We start from the raw sequence: 14708 nt of genomic DNA on the forward strand, positions 1-14708 counted from the left end.
ACTATGGTCGAGGAGCTTGGGCATGAGACAAGTTTTAGGGGCTCTGAGCGCGCTGATCTTATCCATCGCTTTGACTCACTACGGAATTGCTTTTGCCAGTGAGCAACGGCACGGAGGGCCCACGGACTCACATTCAAAGCAATCAAAAAATAAAACGCTTCTTCCGCTCGTTTTGGGAACGATGTCTCCGTCGGGCGAGTCAAAAGCTGAGAAAAGAAATTCTGTGGATTCCTCATCAAGTCAAGGTGGTGTTATCAACAGCACCAGTCCGCTATTGCAGGCCACAGAGGTTCCTGAGCCGTCTCAGAAAGCGATGCACGATCAGTACAACCTGATTCCTTTTGATGTCAGTGAGGATAACTACGCTGACGCTAAGAGAAAGCTGACGTATCTTTGGGCAAGGGCAACTTTTCTTGATGACCCCTCATTGCGCCCTAATCATGGCACTAATGAAGGCGGTCTCCAGCCAGAGCCAGCTCTATTTCCATTAAACACTGGCTATAATCCGGCTTATCCCTACGGGTCATCAAGACAATATTGTATTTCCCCACTGCCAGAGCCTTTAGCCAAAGAGTCCCGCTGTAATGATGACCAACTGACCGGATTCTGTCGAGTCAAGTTTATGCAGAATGGTAGGGCCAGCACCCTGGTTGGTATGCTGGCCAATACACCCGATAATGTCAGCGGATGTCTTTTATCGAGTCGTGAAACAGGTCTTTTCCCGGACTCTTTGGGGGATGAAAATCTACTGCCCAGAGACATTCTGGTCACTGACAAAAAATATTATCAGATCAATGTTACTTACGACAGCGTCACCTACCGATTTCGGAAAAGGATCAAGCATCCGGCACCCTTTGCATCGACAGTGCTGTTGTCTGGAAGTCTGCGTCATGAAACTTTGTGTAAAAGTGATTCCAGCCCCGGAACCCAATGGTACAGCGATGGGGGTCATAGAAGCGGTTATGGATGCTCAGGCCTGACAGCTGAGGCTAATCCAGCAGGCAGTATGTCCCATTTTATCCCTGTGCGACAGAAAGCCCGTCCAGCCACGCGGTCTCCCGTTATATGGCAAACAGTGACATCAGAAGAGGGTCTCAAAGGAGTGGCCAATCTTGAGGCTTACACATACTTTTGCTCCCCCATAGAGCCTTACGAAGCGTTTATCTTGGGATCATTGGCAGGGGAGGGACCTGATAAGTATTGTAGATACATAGGTACCAGTGGAAAAAGTGGCTACGTCGCTACTAATCAGGATGGCACTATTGGTTCTTACCTGAGACCTGTGATTGGTGGTTATATTCGCTGGCAGGCTTTTGAGGGTGATCTGCCAGAAAAGGCTATTATTGCCGGTTACAGCTATTCAAACTCTGGCAAAAAAATAATCAAAGTGCCGCAATATTTTTGTCGTTTTAAGAATAACGGTTACGAAACCTACGGCAAGTATTTTGGGAAGGACAAGGTCTGTAAAGCGTCATTTGCAACGCCCTGCGGAGACTCTCACGCTTTAGTTGATTCAAAGGACTTTGAAATTCTGGTCAGGTAATGACGGGCGAGTCAAAAGGGTTGTGTTGGTGTGGGAGTCAATTGTTGTTATTCAGGCATTGGTATGGCCCGTCCTGACTCATTTGCATGAGATTAAACGTGCTAATGAACTGCTCTACGCTCATTTCGATGATGCCGGTATTGGCAGGGCTTCTTTCAGAAGTAGACTTGGGTTTTCCAATAGAGGTTATTTTCTTGTCCATGTCAATCACCCCCAGATTAGCTTGATTAAGCAGGTAATTTATTTTAGGCTCCGTCATGGTATAACTGACTCCGTAGCCAGATCGGCCGCGTTTGTTCGTCATGACTTCAAATATTGCGTTATCTCTTATGGAAAGATGCTGTTTATGTCTAATAATGGTAATGATATTTTCAACCGCAGCAGACTTACCTTGAGGGTCGCGAATATAAACAATATCTTTTTCTTTGTCATAACCAATCAGGCTATAGGCGTGCTTGGTTTTGATTCCTGAAAATGGCCTTAGCCCCAAGCGGGCTGAATAGGATGGGTTGATAGAAACAGTTGCTACTTTTTCATTATCAATAAAAGAGTTGAGTCGTTCCTTCAGTCGCTCTTGAGTCAGTGATTGCGGGTTGATGAGGTTGTTATGCGACCCCATTAGAATAGGGAAAGCATCTGTTTCATAGACTCCCTTCAGTTCCGAATATAGATGATATTTGTATTGTGCCTTGTAATCATGTCGTCTTCTATTAATGAAGCGTTTCGACTGTTGAGCGTATGCGGCTTCCAGCATAGCCAGCCAGAGACCACCATCCCGTGTTTTAGCAAAGTATGGGTGGTGCTCAATCTCTCTGAATTGAATCAGGATGCCCGTAGTAATGCCTTGAAAAAGAATACCAAATGTCTGCTCATCAATGGTATAGAAGTAATTGAATATCAACCTTTTTCCGGTTTCAGAACTGGCTATTGAGGCCAGCGAAGCGATCAGAGTGCAATCTGGAAAACGCTTCTGCAGGAGGTTATCCGGAGTGATGCTGGTCAGACCGTGAGGGAAAAGTCGTCTATAGGGGTAGACATACAGTTGCTCCGAATGTTGTGCCAACCAGGCATCCCAAAAGGTGTTGTCTTGCTCGTGGTGATACTTTGCAACTCGCCCCGAAAGTTCGGCCAGCTCAATGCTATTCCTGCTTAATGAGGCGGTGACAGGATTTTGCCATGACTCGAAATTAACAAGGTAAAGCCTGATGGTTTGGTAAAGCTCTTTGTTCAGATATGGAGCATGGTAGCCCTTAATCAGCTCATCGTAGGAGAGTAGGCCATCAGAGTCTTCATCAAGGGCGTCCGCCAGCTCTGGAAAGTAGCGATATGCTGACGAGTAGCCGGGTGAAAGTTCCCCACTAAAAACCTGGAGAGAAAAAAAGAGCAGACAGGCCATTAATAAAGTGCGTAATCGATCTATCAAATTGACCCCTGTAAAAATCAGCTTGCTATTGTGTAATGCTTTCTGGTCTGATCAAGATTTTCGGCAAGGCTAATTAACCATTAGATAACAGCAGGTCCAAAGAATAGTTCATATCCAACTGGCCCGCTTGGTTATTGTTTATTTGGGCATTGGTACGGTTCGCACTGGCTAATCTGCATGAAATTAAACGTATTAATGAACTGTTCCAGGGTCATTTCAATGATGCCGGTACTGGCAGCACTTCTCTCAGAAATAGGCATGAATCCCAGAATATTGGAAGGGATTATCCCATTGGCTACGCTGTCCATCATATCCGGCACAGTTTGATTAAGGAAGTTGTTCAATCGAGGCTTCGTCAGTCCGTAAGATAATCCGCTTTCAGGAAGGCCGGGATAGTTGAGTATGACTTCAAATATTTCGCTATCTTTTGAGGAAAGAGGCTGAATGTGTCGATTAATGGTATAGATATTTGTAACCGCATCAGACTCGCCATGAGGGTCACGGATATAAACAATATCTTTTTCTTTGTCATAGCCAATCAGGCTATAGGCATGCAGGGTTTTGATTCCTGCAAACGGCCTTAACTCCAAGTGAATTGAAACTGATGGGTTAATAGAAACAGTCGCTGCTTTTTCATTATCAACAAAAGAGTTGAGTTGCTCCCTCAATCGTTCCTGAGTTTGAAGTTGCGGGTTGATGTAATAGGAGTCTGAACTCATTAGTACAGCTAAAGCATGCTGCTCATATAACCCGCTCAGTTCTGAGTATTGACCGTATTTGCGTTGTGCCCACTCATCTTGTCGACGACTATTAATGAACCTTTTCGAAAGATGTGCGTAAGCGGCTTCCAATACAGCCAGCCAGATACCGCCATCGCGTGTTTTGGCAAAGTCTGAGTGATGCATTACTTCCCTGAATTGAATAAACACGCCAGTACGAATGCCGCGAAAAGCAATGCGTAATTCCTGTTCATCAACCGGCGTATGAAAGTAATTGAATATCAGTCTTTTTCCGGTTTCAGAGCTGGCAATTGAAGCCAGCGAGGCAATCAGAACACAATCTGGAAAATGTCCCTGCAGGAGATTGTCTGGAGTAATACTGGTCAGACCGTGGGGAAAAAGTCTTCTATAAGTGTCGGCAAATGGTTGCCGCTCGGGTTTTGCAAGCCAGGCATCCCAGAAACTATTGTCCTGTTCATAGTGATACTTTGCGACTTGCCCCGACAGTTCAGCCAGTTCAATGCTCTCCCTGCTTAATGAAGCGGTGACGGGGTTTTGCCATGACTCGAAATTAACAAGGTACAGCCTGATGGTTTGGTAAAGGTCTTTGTTCAGATACGGAGCATGGTAGCCCTCAATTAACTCATCGTAGGAGAGCAGGCCATCAAAGTCTTTATCAAGTGCACCTGCCAGCTCTGGGAAGTGGCGGTATGCCGCCGGGTAGCCGGGTGAGAATTCCCCACCAATAACCTGTGCAGAAAAAAAGAGCAGGCTGGTCAGTAACAGAGCTTGTAATCGATCCATAACGTTTTACCTCCCTGAAAAGAACCTTGTTGGTATTACGCAGAAGCCTCTGGTGTGGGCCGAGGTTGCGCGCGACCTGTTAAACATTAGATGGCAGGAGGCAGCTAAGAGTTCATATATAGGTCAGTGAAATGGACACCCTTGTTAGCAGAGCGACCAACGATAGGCGGTTTACTTTAATCAGATGATGATGGGTAGACATAAAAAAACCGCACTCTCAAAGCTGAGAAGTGCGGTTTTTTCTGGCACTTGAGGGCAGGAAGATATTACTCGTCCAGGAAGCTTCTCAGGTGATCCGAGCGCGTTGGGTGACGCAGTTTTCTCAGAGCTTTGGCTTCGATCTGACGGATACGTTCACGGGTAACGTCGAACTGCTTGCCCACCTCTTCCAGAGTGTGGTCTGTGTTCATGTCGATACCAAAGCGCATGCGCAGAACCTTCGCTTCACGAGCTGTCAGGCCAGACAGCACGTTGCGGGTAGATTCTTTCAGACCTGTACCGGTAGCACGATCGATAGGGGACTGAATCGTCGCGTCTTCGATAAAGTCACCCAGATGGGAATCTTCATCGTCACCGATCGGTGTCTCCATGGAGATAGGCTCTTTGGAGATTTTCAGTACCTTGCGTATCTTGTCTTCTGGCATTTCCATCCGAACAGCCAGTTCCTCGGGAGTGGGCTCACGGCCCATCTCCTGTAGCATCTGTCTGGAAATACGGTTCAACTTATTGATGGTCTCAATCATGTGAACCGGAATACGGATTGTTCTGGCCTGGTCCGCAATGGAGCGGGTAATAGCCTGACGAATCCACCAGGTAGCATAGGTCGAGAACTTGTATCCGCGACGGTATTCGAATTTGTCTACCGCTTTCATCAGGCCGATGTTGCCTTCCTGAATCAGATCGAGGAATTGCAGGCCACGGTTGGTGTATTTCTTGGCGATGGAAATAACCAGACGCAGGTTAGCCTCAACCATTTCTTTCTTGGCGCGACGGGCACGGGCTTCGCCCAGAGACATTCTGCGATTGATGTCCTTGATTTGGACCAGCGTGCAGCCGAACTCCTTTTCAATGGTGATCAGCTTTTTCTGAGCACGAACAATTTCATCCCTGTAATGGTTAATGGCTTTAGCATAGTCAGCGCTGCCGGAAGTAATGTCATCAATCCATTGCAGACTGGTTTCGTTGCCCGGGAAAGTGCTCAGGAAAATCTTGCGAGGCATTTTCGCGCGGCGAACGCAGTATTGCATAATCGCACGCTCATTGCCCCGAATAGTGTCCAGAGTATTTCTGATGCGAAAAACCAGCATGTCAAAAATACGGGGCACCAGTTTCAGGGGCATGAAGGCCAGAGTCAGCTCATCCATTGCAGCTTTGGCTTCTTGTGAGCCAAAGTCATGCTTTTCGAGAGTGCTTAGAACCTTCTCATGGCCTGCGCGAAGGAGATCAAAGCGCTCCTTGGCTTCTTCCGGGTCGAGGCCGCCAGCGTCTTCATCTTCATCTTCATCAGAGTCACCATCGTCGAAGTCTTCTCCGATGTTCTCGACAGAGGGGGCAGGAGGGGCGACAGGTTCTTCGGAATCTGGATCGATATAGCCACTGATCAGATCGGTCAGGCGGCCTTCTTCTTCTATAATCCGATCGTATTCGTCCAGAACAATCTGAACGGAACCAGGAAATTTGGCCAGAGCTGACATGACTTCACGCAGCCCTTCTTCAATGCGTTTGGCGATCTGGATTTCGCCTTCGCGAGTCAGCAGCTCGACCGTGCCCATTTCACGCATGTACATGCGTACAGGGTCAGTGGTTCGACCTGCTTCCTGTTCAACAGCTGCAAGAGCTGCTGCTGCTTCTTCGGCAGCAGCCTCATCGGTATCGGCTTCTGACAACAACAGGGTATCGGCGTCCGGCGCTGTTTCGTAGACGGTAATACCCATGTCATTGATCATGCGAATGATATCTTCAACCTGATCAGGGTCGGAGATGTCTTCAGGAAGATGGTCATTTACCTCAGCGTAAGTCAGGTATCCCTGTTCCTTACCGCGAGAGATAAGCTCTTTCAGTCGGGATTGTTGTTGCGAGTTAGCTGACATATCAACCCTTTAACAGCGAAAGTGGAGTGCCGGACGAAAAAAACGTAAGCAGGCAATTATAGCTCATAAAACATGAGGTTTTCCACAATAATGTGTAAAAGAGTACACTTTCGTGGATCTGCACGATGTTCAGTGGACGGGGCACCGGAAAAACGGTCCATGAAAAACAACACATGGTGAGGATCCCCTTCCTTGGCTTTTTTACCGTGAAAGCACCCTCTCACAACAGGTGAGTCAGTTAGATGCTTTGTTCGCTCATTGCTGTTTCAGACCGGATTCAGAATCAGGTGTGTGGTTAATAACGGCTTCCCACATGGCACAGTGAAGTCCAAGTATATACCTAAAAATACGTGCGTCGCCATAAATAAAGCGATAAAAAGCAATTTACAATTTGTTTACAACAAGGGCTGAAAAAAAGGCGTTTGTCGTTGACTGCTCGGTTTTTTGAGGTTGTCAGAAGGCTATTTTTTGGTGTTGGTGGTTGTGGGTTTGATACCGAGTTTTTTCTTTTGCTTTTCGAGAAGAGCTTCCAGAATGCTACGTTGTGCCGAGTCTATCTGACCTGGCTTCTTCTGTGAAAAAGTCTGTTTCAGAGAGAGTGTCGTCTGTTTGTGCTCAAGCTCCCGGACCGTATCCCTGATTCGCTCTATCGCTTCGTGGAATTCCTGGTCGTTAGGTTGGTGTCCAAGCTCCAATGATGCAATTTCCTGAAGTCGGATGCCGTGTTGGGTGCCGTGCCATTGTGCAATCAGGGCGATAGTTGGGAGTTTAGGTTGTTCCTGAAGCGTTTTGATCAGGGCAATGAGTAGTTGTGTATCAGGATGCTCATCGCCTTCCAGCTCACTGATTGATTTCACATCGGCCGCTAGTTCAGGGTTACAGAGCAGGTGGCGGATGGCATAAAGGGATCGACCTACTTTTAATGGGGCAGGAACGGGTGGTTCGTACTTTTCCTTAAAATCTTTTTTAAAGGGTTTGCGCTCGAAAGTGTGCATCTGAGGTTGATAACTTTGGACGGCCTCAGGCTCATAATGTGTTTCCGGATAATAGTCGGCTTCAGCAGGTATAGGGTGGTTGTCGTATGCAGAGTCGGCGGCAGGCTCGGGTTCATTCTTTTCATTTAAGTAGCTTGCCAGGGTGTCAGTATTCAAACCGGTGATTTCTGAAAGCTTCTGCATCATCATCTGTTTGAACAAACTGTCGGGAATCTTGTGCAAGTGAGGTTGTGCATCGTTGGCCAGCCGTGAACGTCCGTCCATGGTATTAAGGTCAATACCGTCACTAAGCTCCCGGAACAGGAAGGTGTCGAGGCTGAGAGCTGTGGCTTTTATTCTTTCCAGAAAGGCATTGGCACCTTCCTGTCTGACCATGCTGTCAGGATCTTCTCCCTGGGGTAAAAACAGAAAGCGTGCCTGATTGCCGTCTTTCATATGAGGAAGTGTCGATTCAAGGGCGCGCCAGGCTGCTCGTCTGCCTGCACTATCGCCGTCAAAGCAGAATACGACTTCCGATACGGTTTTAAAAAGTCTCTGTATGTGATCCGGGGTCGTTGCAGTGCCCAGGGTGGCAACAGCATTGTTGATTCCCTGCTGAGCCAGAGCCACAACATCCATGTAGCCTTCCACGACAAGAATGCGTTCAAGGTGACGATTGTGTTTTTTGGCTTCGTAAAGTCCATACAACTCCCGTCCCTTATGGAAAATAGGGGATTCGGGAGAGTTGAGGTATTTGGGTTTGGCATCCCCCAATACCCGACCACCGAAAGCGATGATTCGTCCACGGGTGTCATGGATAGGGAACATGATTCGGTCGCGGAAGCGGTCATAACGGCTTTTGGTTTCTTCTTTTTCCACCAGCATGCCGGTCTTAACCAGCAGGTCTTCTTTCTCCTGATTCTCTGCCAGATGGTTTTGAAGGTTGTCCCAGCCCGGTGGGGCAAAGCCGATACCGAAACGTTGGCATGTTTGACCGTCCAGTCCTCTCTGTTTCAGGTAGTGGATCGCTCGTGGTGCATCAGAAGCCTGAATCAATTGTTCGTTGTAAAAAGCGTTAGCTTGGGTCATCAGTTCATACAGCGGGCTGTGATCCGGACCGCGTTTTTGACTGTGTTGTTCCCTGGGAACTTCCAGTCCGACCAGGCTGGCCAGGGAATCCACGGCTGTCGGAAAGTCCAGATGATCAAAATCCATGACAAAGCCCAGGGCGTTACCACTGGCACCACAGCCAAAGCAATAGTAAAACTGCTTGTCAGGGCTGACTGTGAATGAGGGGGTTTTCTCCTGATGGAAAGGGCAGCAGGCGGAGTAGTTTCTGCCAGTCTTCTTAAGCTTTACCCGGCTATCAACAATGTCTACGATGTCCAGGCGGTTCAGCAGGTCATCAATAAATGTCTGGGGGATGCGTCCGGCCATAAATGCTTATATATGCCTATAAGTGTGAGCGTCGGCCATTGAAGTAAACAGACCGGCACCTGAAACAGTGACTTGATCTTATCATCGTCACTGGGCGGTTGTCAGCGATTGTTGCCAGCGTTGATGACGGATTTGCTCAGAACGGGTCCGGTTAAGGATTTGCCTGAACGTTTCTGCAGTTTATTAGCTTGATCGAACGTATGAAAATTTTGTCTTGTGAACTTTGTATGCTTTTTTGACCGTACGATTGTACAAAAAAATACAGACGCTACTCCAGGTCGACCTCCTGAACGACCTCTTGCTCTAATTCTCTGCGGGGACACTAAAGCTCGTGCTCAAAGGGTCTGATTTTTTTTGTTACTGTACAGCTTTTAAAATTTCCCTTTATATGCTCAATCATACCAATGGAAAGAGTTTCGTCAGTTAAAGGCTGAATATTTAAATTGTAAAATGCTGTCAAAATATCCGTTGGCAAGTCTTTGTCCTCAAATTTTTTAGAATCTGTCAAGCCGGTTAATAACAGCATTTTTTTTGTGCTCACTCCATCTTTACGATTAATAGCATCTATATAAAACCACAACTTGTAATTCTGAAAATCAACCAACTTACCATTGGCTTTATCATAAATCACCAAAGAGTATTGGCCGTAAGAGCCTGAGCGATATTTTTCAAGTATGATGCCCTCCGATAAAGGTACGTAAAAATATTGATCATTTGAATATTCAAGATCGGATTGATAGGTAAATAATATACTGCAAAAATAGTTAGTAATATCCTGATGCCCTTGCCATTCTCCCATGAAAGATTCTTCAGAGGAAAAAGAAGTACAAGCAAAAAACAAAGATGATAGAACAGCGATTTTTGTAGAGATCATCGTATACAGGCTCATATTCGTGAATCATCAATCTATATTCCAGAAAAAAAGAACATAAACATTACGACTCTCACTGAAAGGTAAGAGGGCCTCTGAGTGAAACGCAGGCTGGTTTTGCCAGAGCCGAAAAAACGGTTTTGCCGCAAAAGGTAAAACGGAATAATCGGAGGCCAGCGATGAGTAAAGATAGCACCCTTTTTCACGGCTTGGGCACTCACAACTCAAAAATCACCGTCGCTTATATCGGTGAAGATCGACAGTGTACCGTTCAGGACTTTGGTAGCATTGCTACTCAGCGCCGCTCTGCACTGCGATGTTTATTGCATGCTCCGTAGACTGCAGAGCATGGCGTCCAGATGATTTTTCGCTAACCAAGCCGGTCCATCTGGTCGCTGGGTATATCGTGGCCTGCGGCAGAAGAAGTCCAATCATGCGCGTACTCCGGGCTCCGCTTTCGCGAATGGTTGCTGAGGCGAGTTGGCTGATTTCTTTGGTGCTGAGCCGAAAAGGCAGAAAGTCCGGAATAATGGACAGTTCCGGTTTTTCCTGATGAGCCCGATGGGGGTGCCCTGCAGACTCGAACTGGTTGCTGGCATCGCGGCGTTGCTTGGCCATCTTGTCGAGTGCTGCAAGGGCACGGATGTCGTCAATCGACTTTTCGTCTACTTCGACTCGCTTAAGCTCGATAAGAGCCGGGCAATGGTACCCAGGTGAACCCTGTCGCGATAGTGCATGATATCCTTCATTGCAGCAGTCAGTTGTTCCTTGGCCTGACATTCGCTCATGTTCTTACCTCAACACGTCACTTTCCCGAAAGAAAGTTTCGAGCAGAAATTTGGGGGTCGAAGCTATCAAAACCGGAAATCCGGTCTTAATACAGACGCTCGCGACGACGCTGTTCGCGCTGTAGTTTTTTCAAATGACGCTTGACAGCTGCTGCCGCCTTGCGCTTGCGAACGGAGGTAGGCTTTTCGTAGTGTTCACGACGACGTACTTCAGCCAGTACACCAGCCTTTTCGCAAGAGCGCTTGAAACGGCGCAGCGCTACATCAAACGGTTCATTTTCTTTAACTTTAACAGCAGGCATGCAGAGATCACCTTCCTATAAAAATAGTGAGTACATTAATAAAGGTTTGCAGCCCGGCATCACAACATTTGCTATTGGCACCACCTACTCTCCTTCAGAAAACTTTGCCTTTTAATCCCGGACCAAGGCTGGCCGGGCAAGGATTTATTCCCTGATCTGGCGGTTTTCATAATAAATGAGTCACGCCAGATAAAGAGTAACCGGTTGAGCATTCACACTTTTTCCCGGAGATCAGCAGGGCTGATTCCCTGAAGGGCCGTGCGAAGAAGCTAATTCCGACCCGCAAAACAAGTCTGAAAAAATGTCCAGACTAGCCGCGTATTTTTAAGGGTGGGAATTCTATAGACTATTTTCAATAAATGCAAAAACCCGACCTGCTTTCATCCCTTGAAGAGTCTCCGGGGTTGCTGTGCCTGGCATTTCCCGCAAAGGCTGCTTTGCAGTATCATCCCAGACCCTGCTGCAGGAAGTGGGCAGTGACGTTGTATGTTGGTTTTTATTATCCGGGTTGTTGTTATTTATGCTGACTTTGATGGACTGGAAACCTGTCCGGGTGAAGGTAATCCACAGGATCTTTGAGTATATCTGACAGGCCGATGTTCACCGATCGTGGCATTGCTATAGCGGAAACAGCTTTTGATGAAAACAGTAGTGGGTTTTAAAGATGATAGTGCTGGGGATTGAAACATCCTGCGATGAATCAGGCATTGCCCTTTATGACAGTAAGAAAGGGTTGCTGGCAGATGCTCTATACAGCCAGATTGGAATGCATACCGAGTACGGTGGTGTTGTGCCTGAACTGGCCTCCAGAGATCATATCCAGAGGGTTCTTCCTCTGATTAATCAGGTGCTGGAAAAAGCCGTCATCACACGCAAGCAGATTGATGCCGTGGCCTACACTAAAGGTCCGGGCCTGATCGGTGCCCTGATGGTGGGAGCCTGTATAGGTCGTTCCATGGCTTGGGCACTGGGTGTTCCTTCCGTGGGTGTCCATCATATGGAAGGGCATTTGCTGGCTCCCATGCTGGAAGAAAACCCGCCTGAGTTCCCTTTTCTTGCCTTACTGGTGTCAGGTGGTCATACCCAATTGGTACGGGTTGATGGTATTGGTCAATATCAGCTGCTGGGCGAGTCTATAGATGATGCCGCCGGCGAGGCTTTTGACAAAGTGGCAGCTATGCTGGATTTGGGGTATCCCGGTGGTCCCAGGGTTTCTAATCTTGCGCAGAAGGGCGCCGAAGGACGCTTCCGTTTCCCCCGGCCGATGTGCGATCGCCCCGGACTGGACTTCAGCTTCAGTGGTTTGAAAACCTTTACGCTCAATACTGTGGCTGCCTGCAAAAAAGAACGTGAGCTGACCGAGCAGGATCGAGCGGACATTGCCTGGGCATTCGAAGATGCCGTGGTCGATACTCTGGCATTCAAATGCCGTCGGGCTCTGAGACAGACCGGTTTGAAACAGCTGGTGATTGCCGGTGGTGTGAGTGCCAATCGCAGGTTGAGAAATCAGCTTGAAACCATGGCAGTAAAAGAAGGCGGAAGCCTTCGTTACGCCAGGGCTGAGTTTTGTACAGACAATGGCGCAATGATCGCCTACGCCGGTTGCCAGCGTCTGCTTGCTGGTCAGACGGAGCTTCTTGAAGTGGCCCCAATGCCACGCTGGAATATGGAAACACTGGAAGCCGTTAACTTGAAGTCAGAGGGCAGTAACAATGGATAAGGTTCGTATCGAACAGCTGGAAACCCGTGCTGTGATTGGTGTTTACGAATTTGAGCACGAAGCACCTCAGCCTCTGATGATCGATTTAGAACTGGAAACTGACTTTTCCCGGGCATTTCGTTCTGACGACCTGGACGATGCCCTGGATTACGATGCTATCAGTCAAGCTGTCAGAGCCTTTTGCGAAACGTCCCGATACGCTTTGCTGGAAGCTCTGGCGGGCGGGATCATTCAGTTGATTCAGGCGAATTTCAATGTTGGCCGGGTCGGTGTACTGATCCGCAAACCGCAGGCATTGAGAGGTGCTTTAGCCTCCGTGTGGTGCGAACGAACCAGGGAAGAGATGCGCCAGCCATGACACTTTTTTACATTGGGATAGGCTCCAATGATGAGGCCGAGAAAAACTGTTGGCAGATGATTCAGGCCCTTCGCCAGCAGTTTGGTACGCTATTGGTCAGCAGCCTCATTCAAACGTCTGCCGAGGGTAACGCGATGACAAAGGAGAAAGTAGCTGATTATTATAATGCTGTCGTCTGTTTTGAGAGCGAAGCGTCATCGACCCTGATTAACAGCTGGTGCAAGCAGATAGAAGACCGGTTAGGGCGAGTCAGAGGCAGCCTCAAATGCCGGGCTGATCTCGATATTCTTCAGGTGGTTGAGGATGTCCGCGAAGTGAAGGTCAGCGCCATCGAGGAAGTTTACTATCGGCCCTTGCTAAAACAGTTATGGAATTTTCAAAGGGGCAGGCCAATCAGTGTTTTTACCGGTGCTATTAATCTGGCGTTTGAAAAAGGCGTTAAGCTTGGCAATCAGCCTTGCCTATTGCCTGAGCTTGAATTCGAAGCTGTCTGATCATCAGCCCCTTGAGGGGCTCAAGGATTCTAACGATCCAATTGTTTCTGCATTTGTAACACTCTCGTTTTTCTTAGTTCTTCACCCACCGCCTTGCCCTTAAAGCCCCGGGCAACAATCTCTTTGGCATTGATCGAAAGGCAGAGAGTGAGCAAGGATTTTATCCTGTTCTGGTCGCTTTCGGAGAGTGTCCTTTCTTGAGTTTCGGCAATGCAGCTGCTGGCTCTCAGAAAGGCTTCGAAGCGTTCTGTCCGCCTGAATGCATCGGTGTTTTCAAACAGAGTCATCCACTGTTCTGCTGTTTTGTCTTCAGCGTGCTCGATTAAATAAGCACTATGCCGAAAAGTCAGGCTGGCGAGTTCTGCAAACTGGGAAGGTGTTTTCAGTCGTTTAACCAGTGCAGTAAGTAAATCTCCGGAGAGTTCTTTTTCGGGCGCAAAGGTGACTGCAAATCGTACGTCACAGGACGTTTGTTGAGTGGCTGCTGTCCGAAGTGCTCTTATGCCAGTCGAATTCTCTCTCAGGTGAGGAACCCATTCCGGCATGACTACATTCATGGCATGGCAGTTCGAGAGTACTTCAAAAAAGATTTCAGGGGCGGGCTCGGACAGGGCGCGCGTGGTTTCCTGCCAGACTCGCTCGGGAACCAGATAGGAGGCTTCACCTCTTTTTACCATAGAGGTCATCAAGTCAAGAGTCTCGGGGGCCACCCTGAACCCCAGATGATGGAACCGGGCAGCAAATCGTGCTACACGCAGAATGCGCAGGGGGTCTTCCTGGAAGGCCGGGGACACATGGCGAAGCAGCTTGTGTTCCAGGTCTTTTCGGCCGCCATAGGGGTCATAGATATGGCCATGATCATCCTGGGCCATGGCATTAATGGTCAGGTCTCTGCGGATCAGGTCTTCTTCCAGTGTGACGTCGGGGGCTGTATGAAAAACAAAGCCGCTGTAACCGTGACCCGACTTTCTTTCGGTTCGGGCCAGTGCATATTCTTCTTTGCTGTCAGGATGAAGGAAGACCGGGAAGTCCTGGCCAACAGGGTGAAAGCCCTTATTGGTCATTTGCTCAGGGCTGCTGCCAACCACGACCCAGTCGTGATCTTTGACCGGAAGATTCAGTAACTTGTCTCGGACGGCACCGCCGACCAGAAAAATTTTCATGTCACCTCTGTCTGTATCGCTG

The 14708-nt window shown here is 48.1% G+C and carries 13 protein-coding genes; 5 read left to right on the plus strand and 8 right to left on the minus strand.

All coding sequences use genetic code 11. The annotated features are described in order from the left end of the window. Nucleotides 1-22: 22 nt before the first annotated feature. A complete protein-coding gene (locus KBW69_RS09080) occupies nt 23-1543 on the plus strand; it encodes a hypothetical protein (protein ID WP_257254624.1) in 1521 nt (506 codons plus the stop codon). A gap of 37 nt (nt 1544-1580) precedes the next feature. Here the strand turns inward: KBW69_RS09080 and KBW69_RS09085 are convergent, their stop codons facing one another. From KBW69_RS09085 to KBW69_RS09105, 5 genes are all read right to left on the minus strand, one after another. Then, nucleotides 1581-2966: a C2 family cysteine protease gene (locus KBW69_RS09085; RefSeq protein ID WP_257280667.1), complete on the minus strand. Its 1386-nt coding sequence runs from the start codon at nt 2964-2966 to the stop codon at nt 1581-1583. A 131-nt stretch (nt 2967-3097) separates the two neighbouring features. Then, complete coding sequence (locus tag KBW69_RS09090) at nt 3098-4489, minus strand: C2 family cysteine protease (RefSeq protein ID WP_257280668.1); 1392 nt, start codon at nt 4487-4489, stop codon at nt 3098-3100. A 266-nt stretch (nt 4490-4755) separates the two neighbouring features. Beyond that, the gene (rpoD, locus tag KBW69_RS09095; RefSeq protein WP_257254899.1) at nt 4756-6579 is read right to left on the minus strand and encodes an RNA polymerase sigma factor RpoD; all 1824 of its coding nucleotides are present in this window, start codon (nt 6577-6579) and stop codon (nt 4756-4758) included. 461 nt (nt 6580-7040) lie between these two features. After that, a complete protein-coding gene (dnaG, locus tag KBW69_RS09100) occupies nt 7041-8990 on the minus strand; it encodes a DNA primase (RefSeq protein WP_257254898.1) in 1950 nt (649 codons plus the stop codon). A gap of 322 nt (nt 8991-9312) precedes the next feature. After that, a complete protein-coding gene (locus KBW69_RS09105) occupies nt 9313-9864 on the minus strand; it encodes a hypothetical protein (protein WP_257254897.1) in 552 nt (183 codons plus the stop codon). Between the two features lie 176 nt (nt 9865-10040). Here KBW69_RS09105 and KBW69_RS09110 point away from each other — a divergent pair, with 176 nt between their 5' ends. Continuing rightward, nucleotides 10041-10199: a hypothetical protein gene (locus KBW69_RS09110; RefSeq protein WP_257280669.1), complete on the plus strand. Its 159-nt coding sequence runs from the start codon at nt 10041-10043 to the stop codon at nt 10197-10199. On the opposite strand, the gene KBW69_RS23715 is transcribed toward KBW69_RS09110, so the two are convergent. Then, nucleotides 10153-10641 carry a GatB/YqeY domain-containing protein gene (locus KBW69_RS23715; RefSeq protein WP_373690680.1) on the minus strand — a complete coding sequence of 163 codons (489 nt, stop codon included), beginning with the start codon at nt 10639-10641 and terminating at the stop codon, nt 10153-10155. The genes KBW69_RS09110 and KBW69_RS23715 overlap by 47 nt on opposite strands. 94 nt (nt 10642-10735) lie before the next feature. Continuing rightward, nucleotides 10736-10951 carry a 30S ribosomal protein S21 gene (gene rpsU / locus KBW69_RS09120; protein WP_034839300.1) on the minus strand — a complete coding sequence of 72 codons (216 nt, stop codon included), beginning with the start codon at nt 10949-10951 and terminating at the stop codon, nt 10736-10738. Between the two features lie 664 nt (nt 10952-11615). Here rpsU and tsaD point away from each other — a divergent pair. The 3 genes from tsaD to KBW69_RS09135 are packed head-to-tail and all read left to right on the plus strand — an operon-like array spanning nt 11616 to nt 13523. Further along, nucleotides 11616-12671, plus strand: coding sequence for a tRNA (adenosine(37)-N6)-threonylcarbamoyltransferase complex transferase subunit TsaD (gene tsaD, locus KBW69_RS09125; protein WP_257280671.1), 1056 nt, complete (start codon nt 11616-11618; stop codon nt 12669-12671). Then, nucleotides 12664-13029: a dihydroneopterin aldolase gene (gene folB / locus KBW69_RS09130; protein ID WP_257254894.1), complete on the plus strand. Its 366-nt coding sequence runs from the start codon at nt 12664-12666 to the stop codon at nt 13027-13029. The genes tsaD and folB overlap by 8 nt, the downstream gene beginning before the upstream one ends. Beyond that, entirely contained in the window at nt 13026-13523 is a 498-nt protein-coding gene (locus KBW69_RS09135; RefSeq protein ID WP_257254893.1) for a 2-amino-4-hydroxy-6-hydroxymethyldihydropteridine diphosphokinase, read from the plus strand. Before folB ends, KBW69_RS09135 begins: the two co-directional genes overlap by 4 nt. A gap of 29 nt (nt 13524-13552) precedes the next feature. On the opposite strand, the gene KBW69_RS09140 is transcribed toward KBW69_RS09135, so the two are convergent. After that, on the minus strand, nt 13553-14686 hold the full coding sequence (locus KBW69_RS09140; protein ID WP_257254892.1) for a hypothetical protein: 1134 nt from the start codon (nt 14684-14686) through the stop codon (nt 13553-13555). Between the last annotated feature and the right edge of the window lie 22 nt (nt 14687-14708).

The organism is Endozoicomonas sp. ISHI1, from assembly GCF_024606225.1.
Taxonomy (GTDB): Bacteria; Pseudomonadota; Gammaproteobacteria; order Pseudomonadales; family Endozoicomonadaceae; genus Endozoicomonas_A.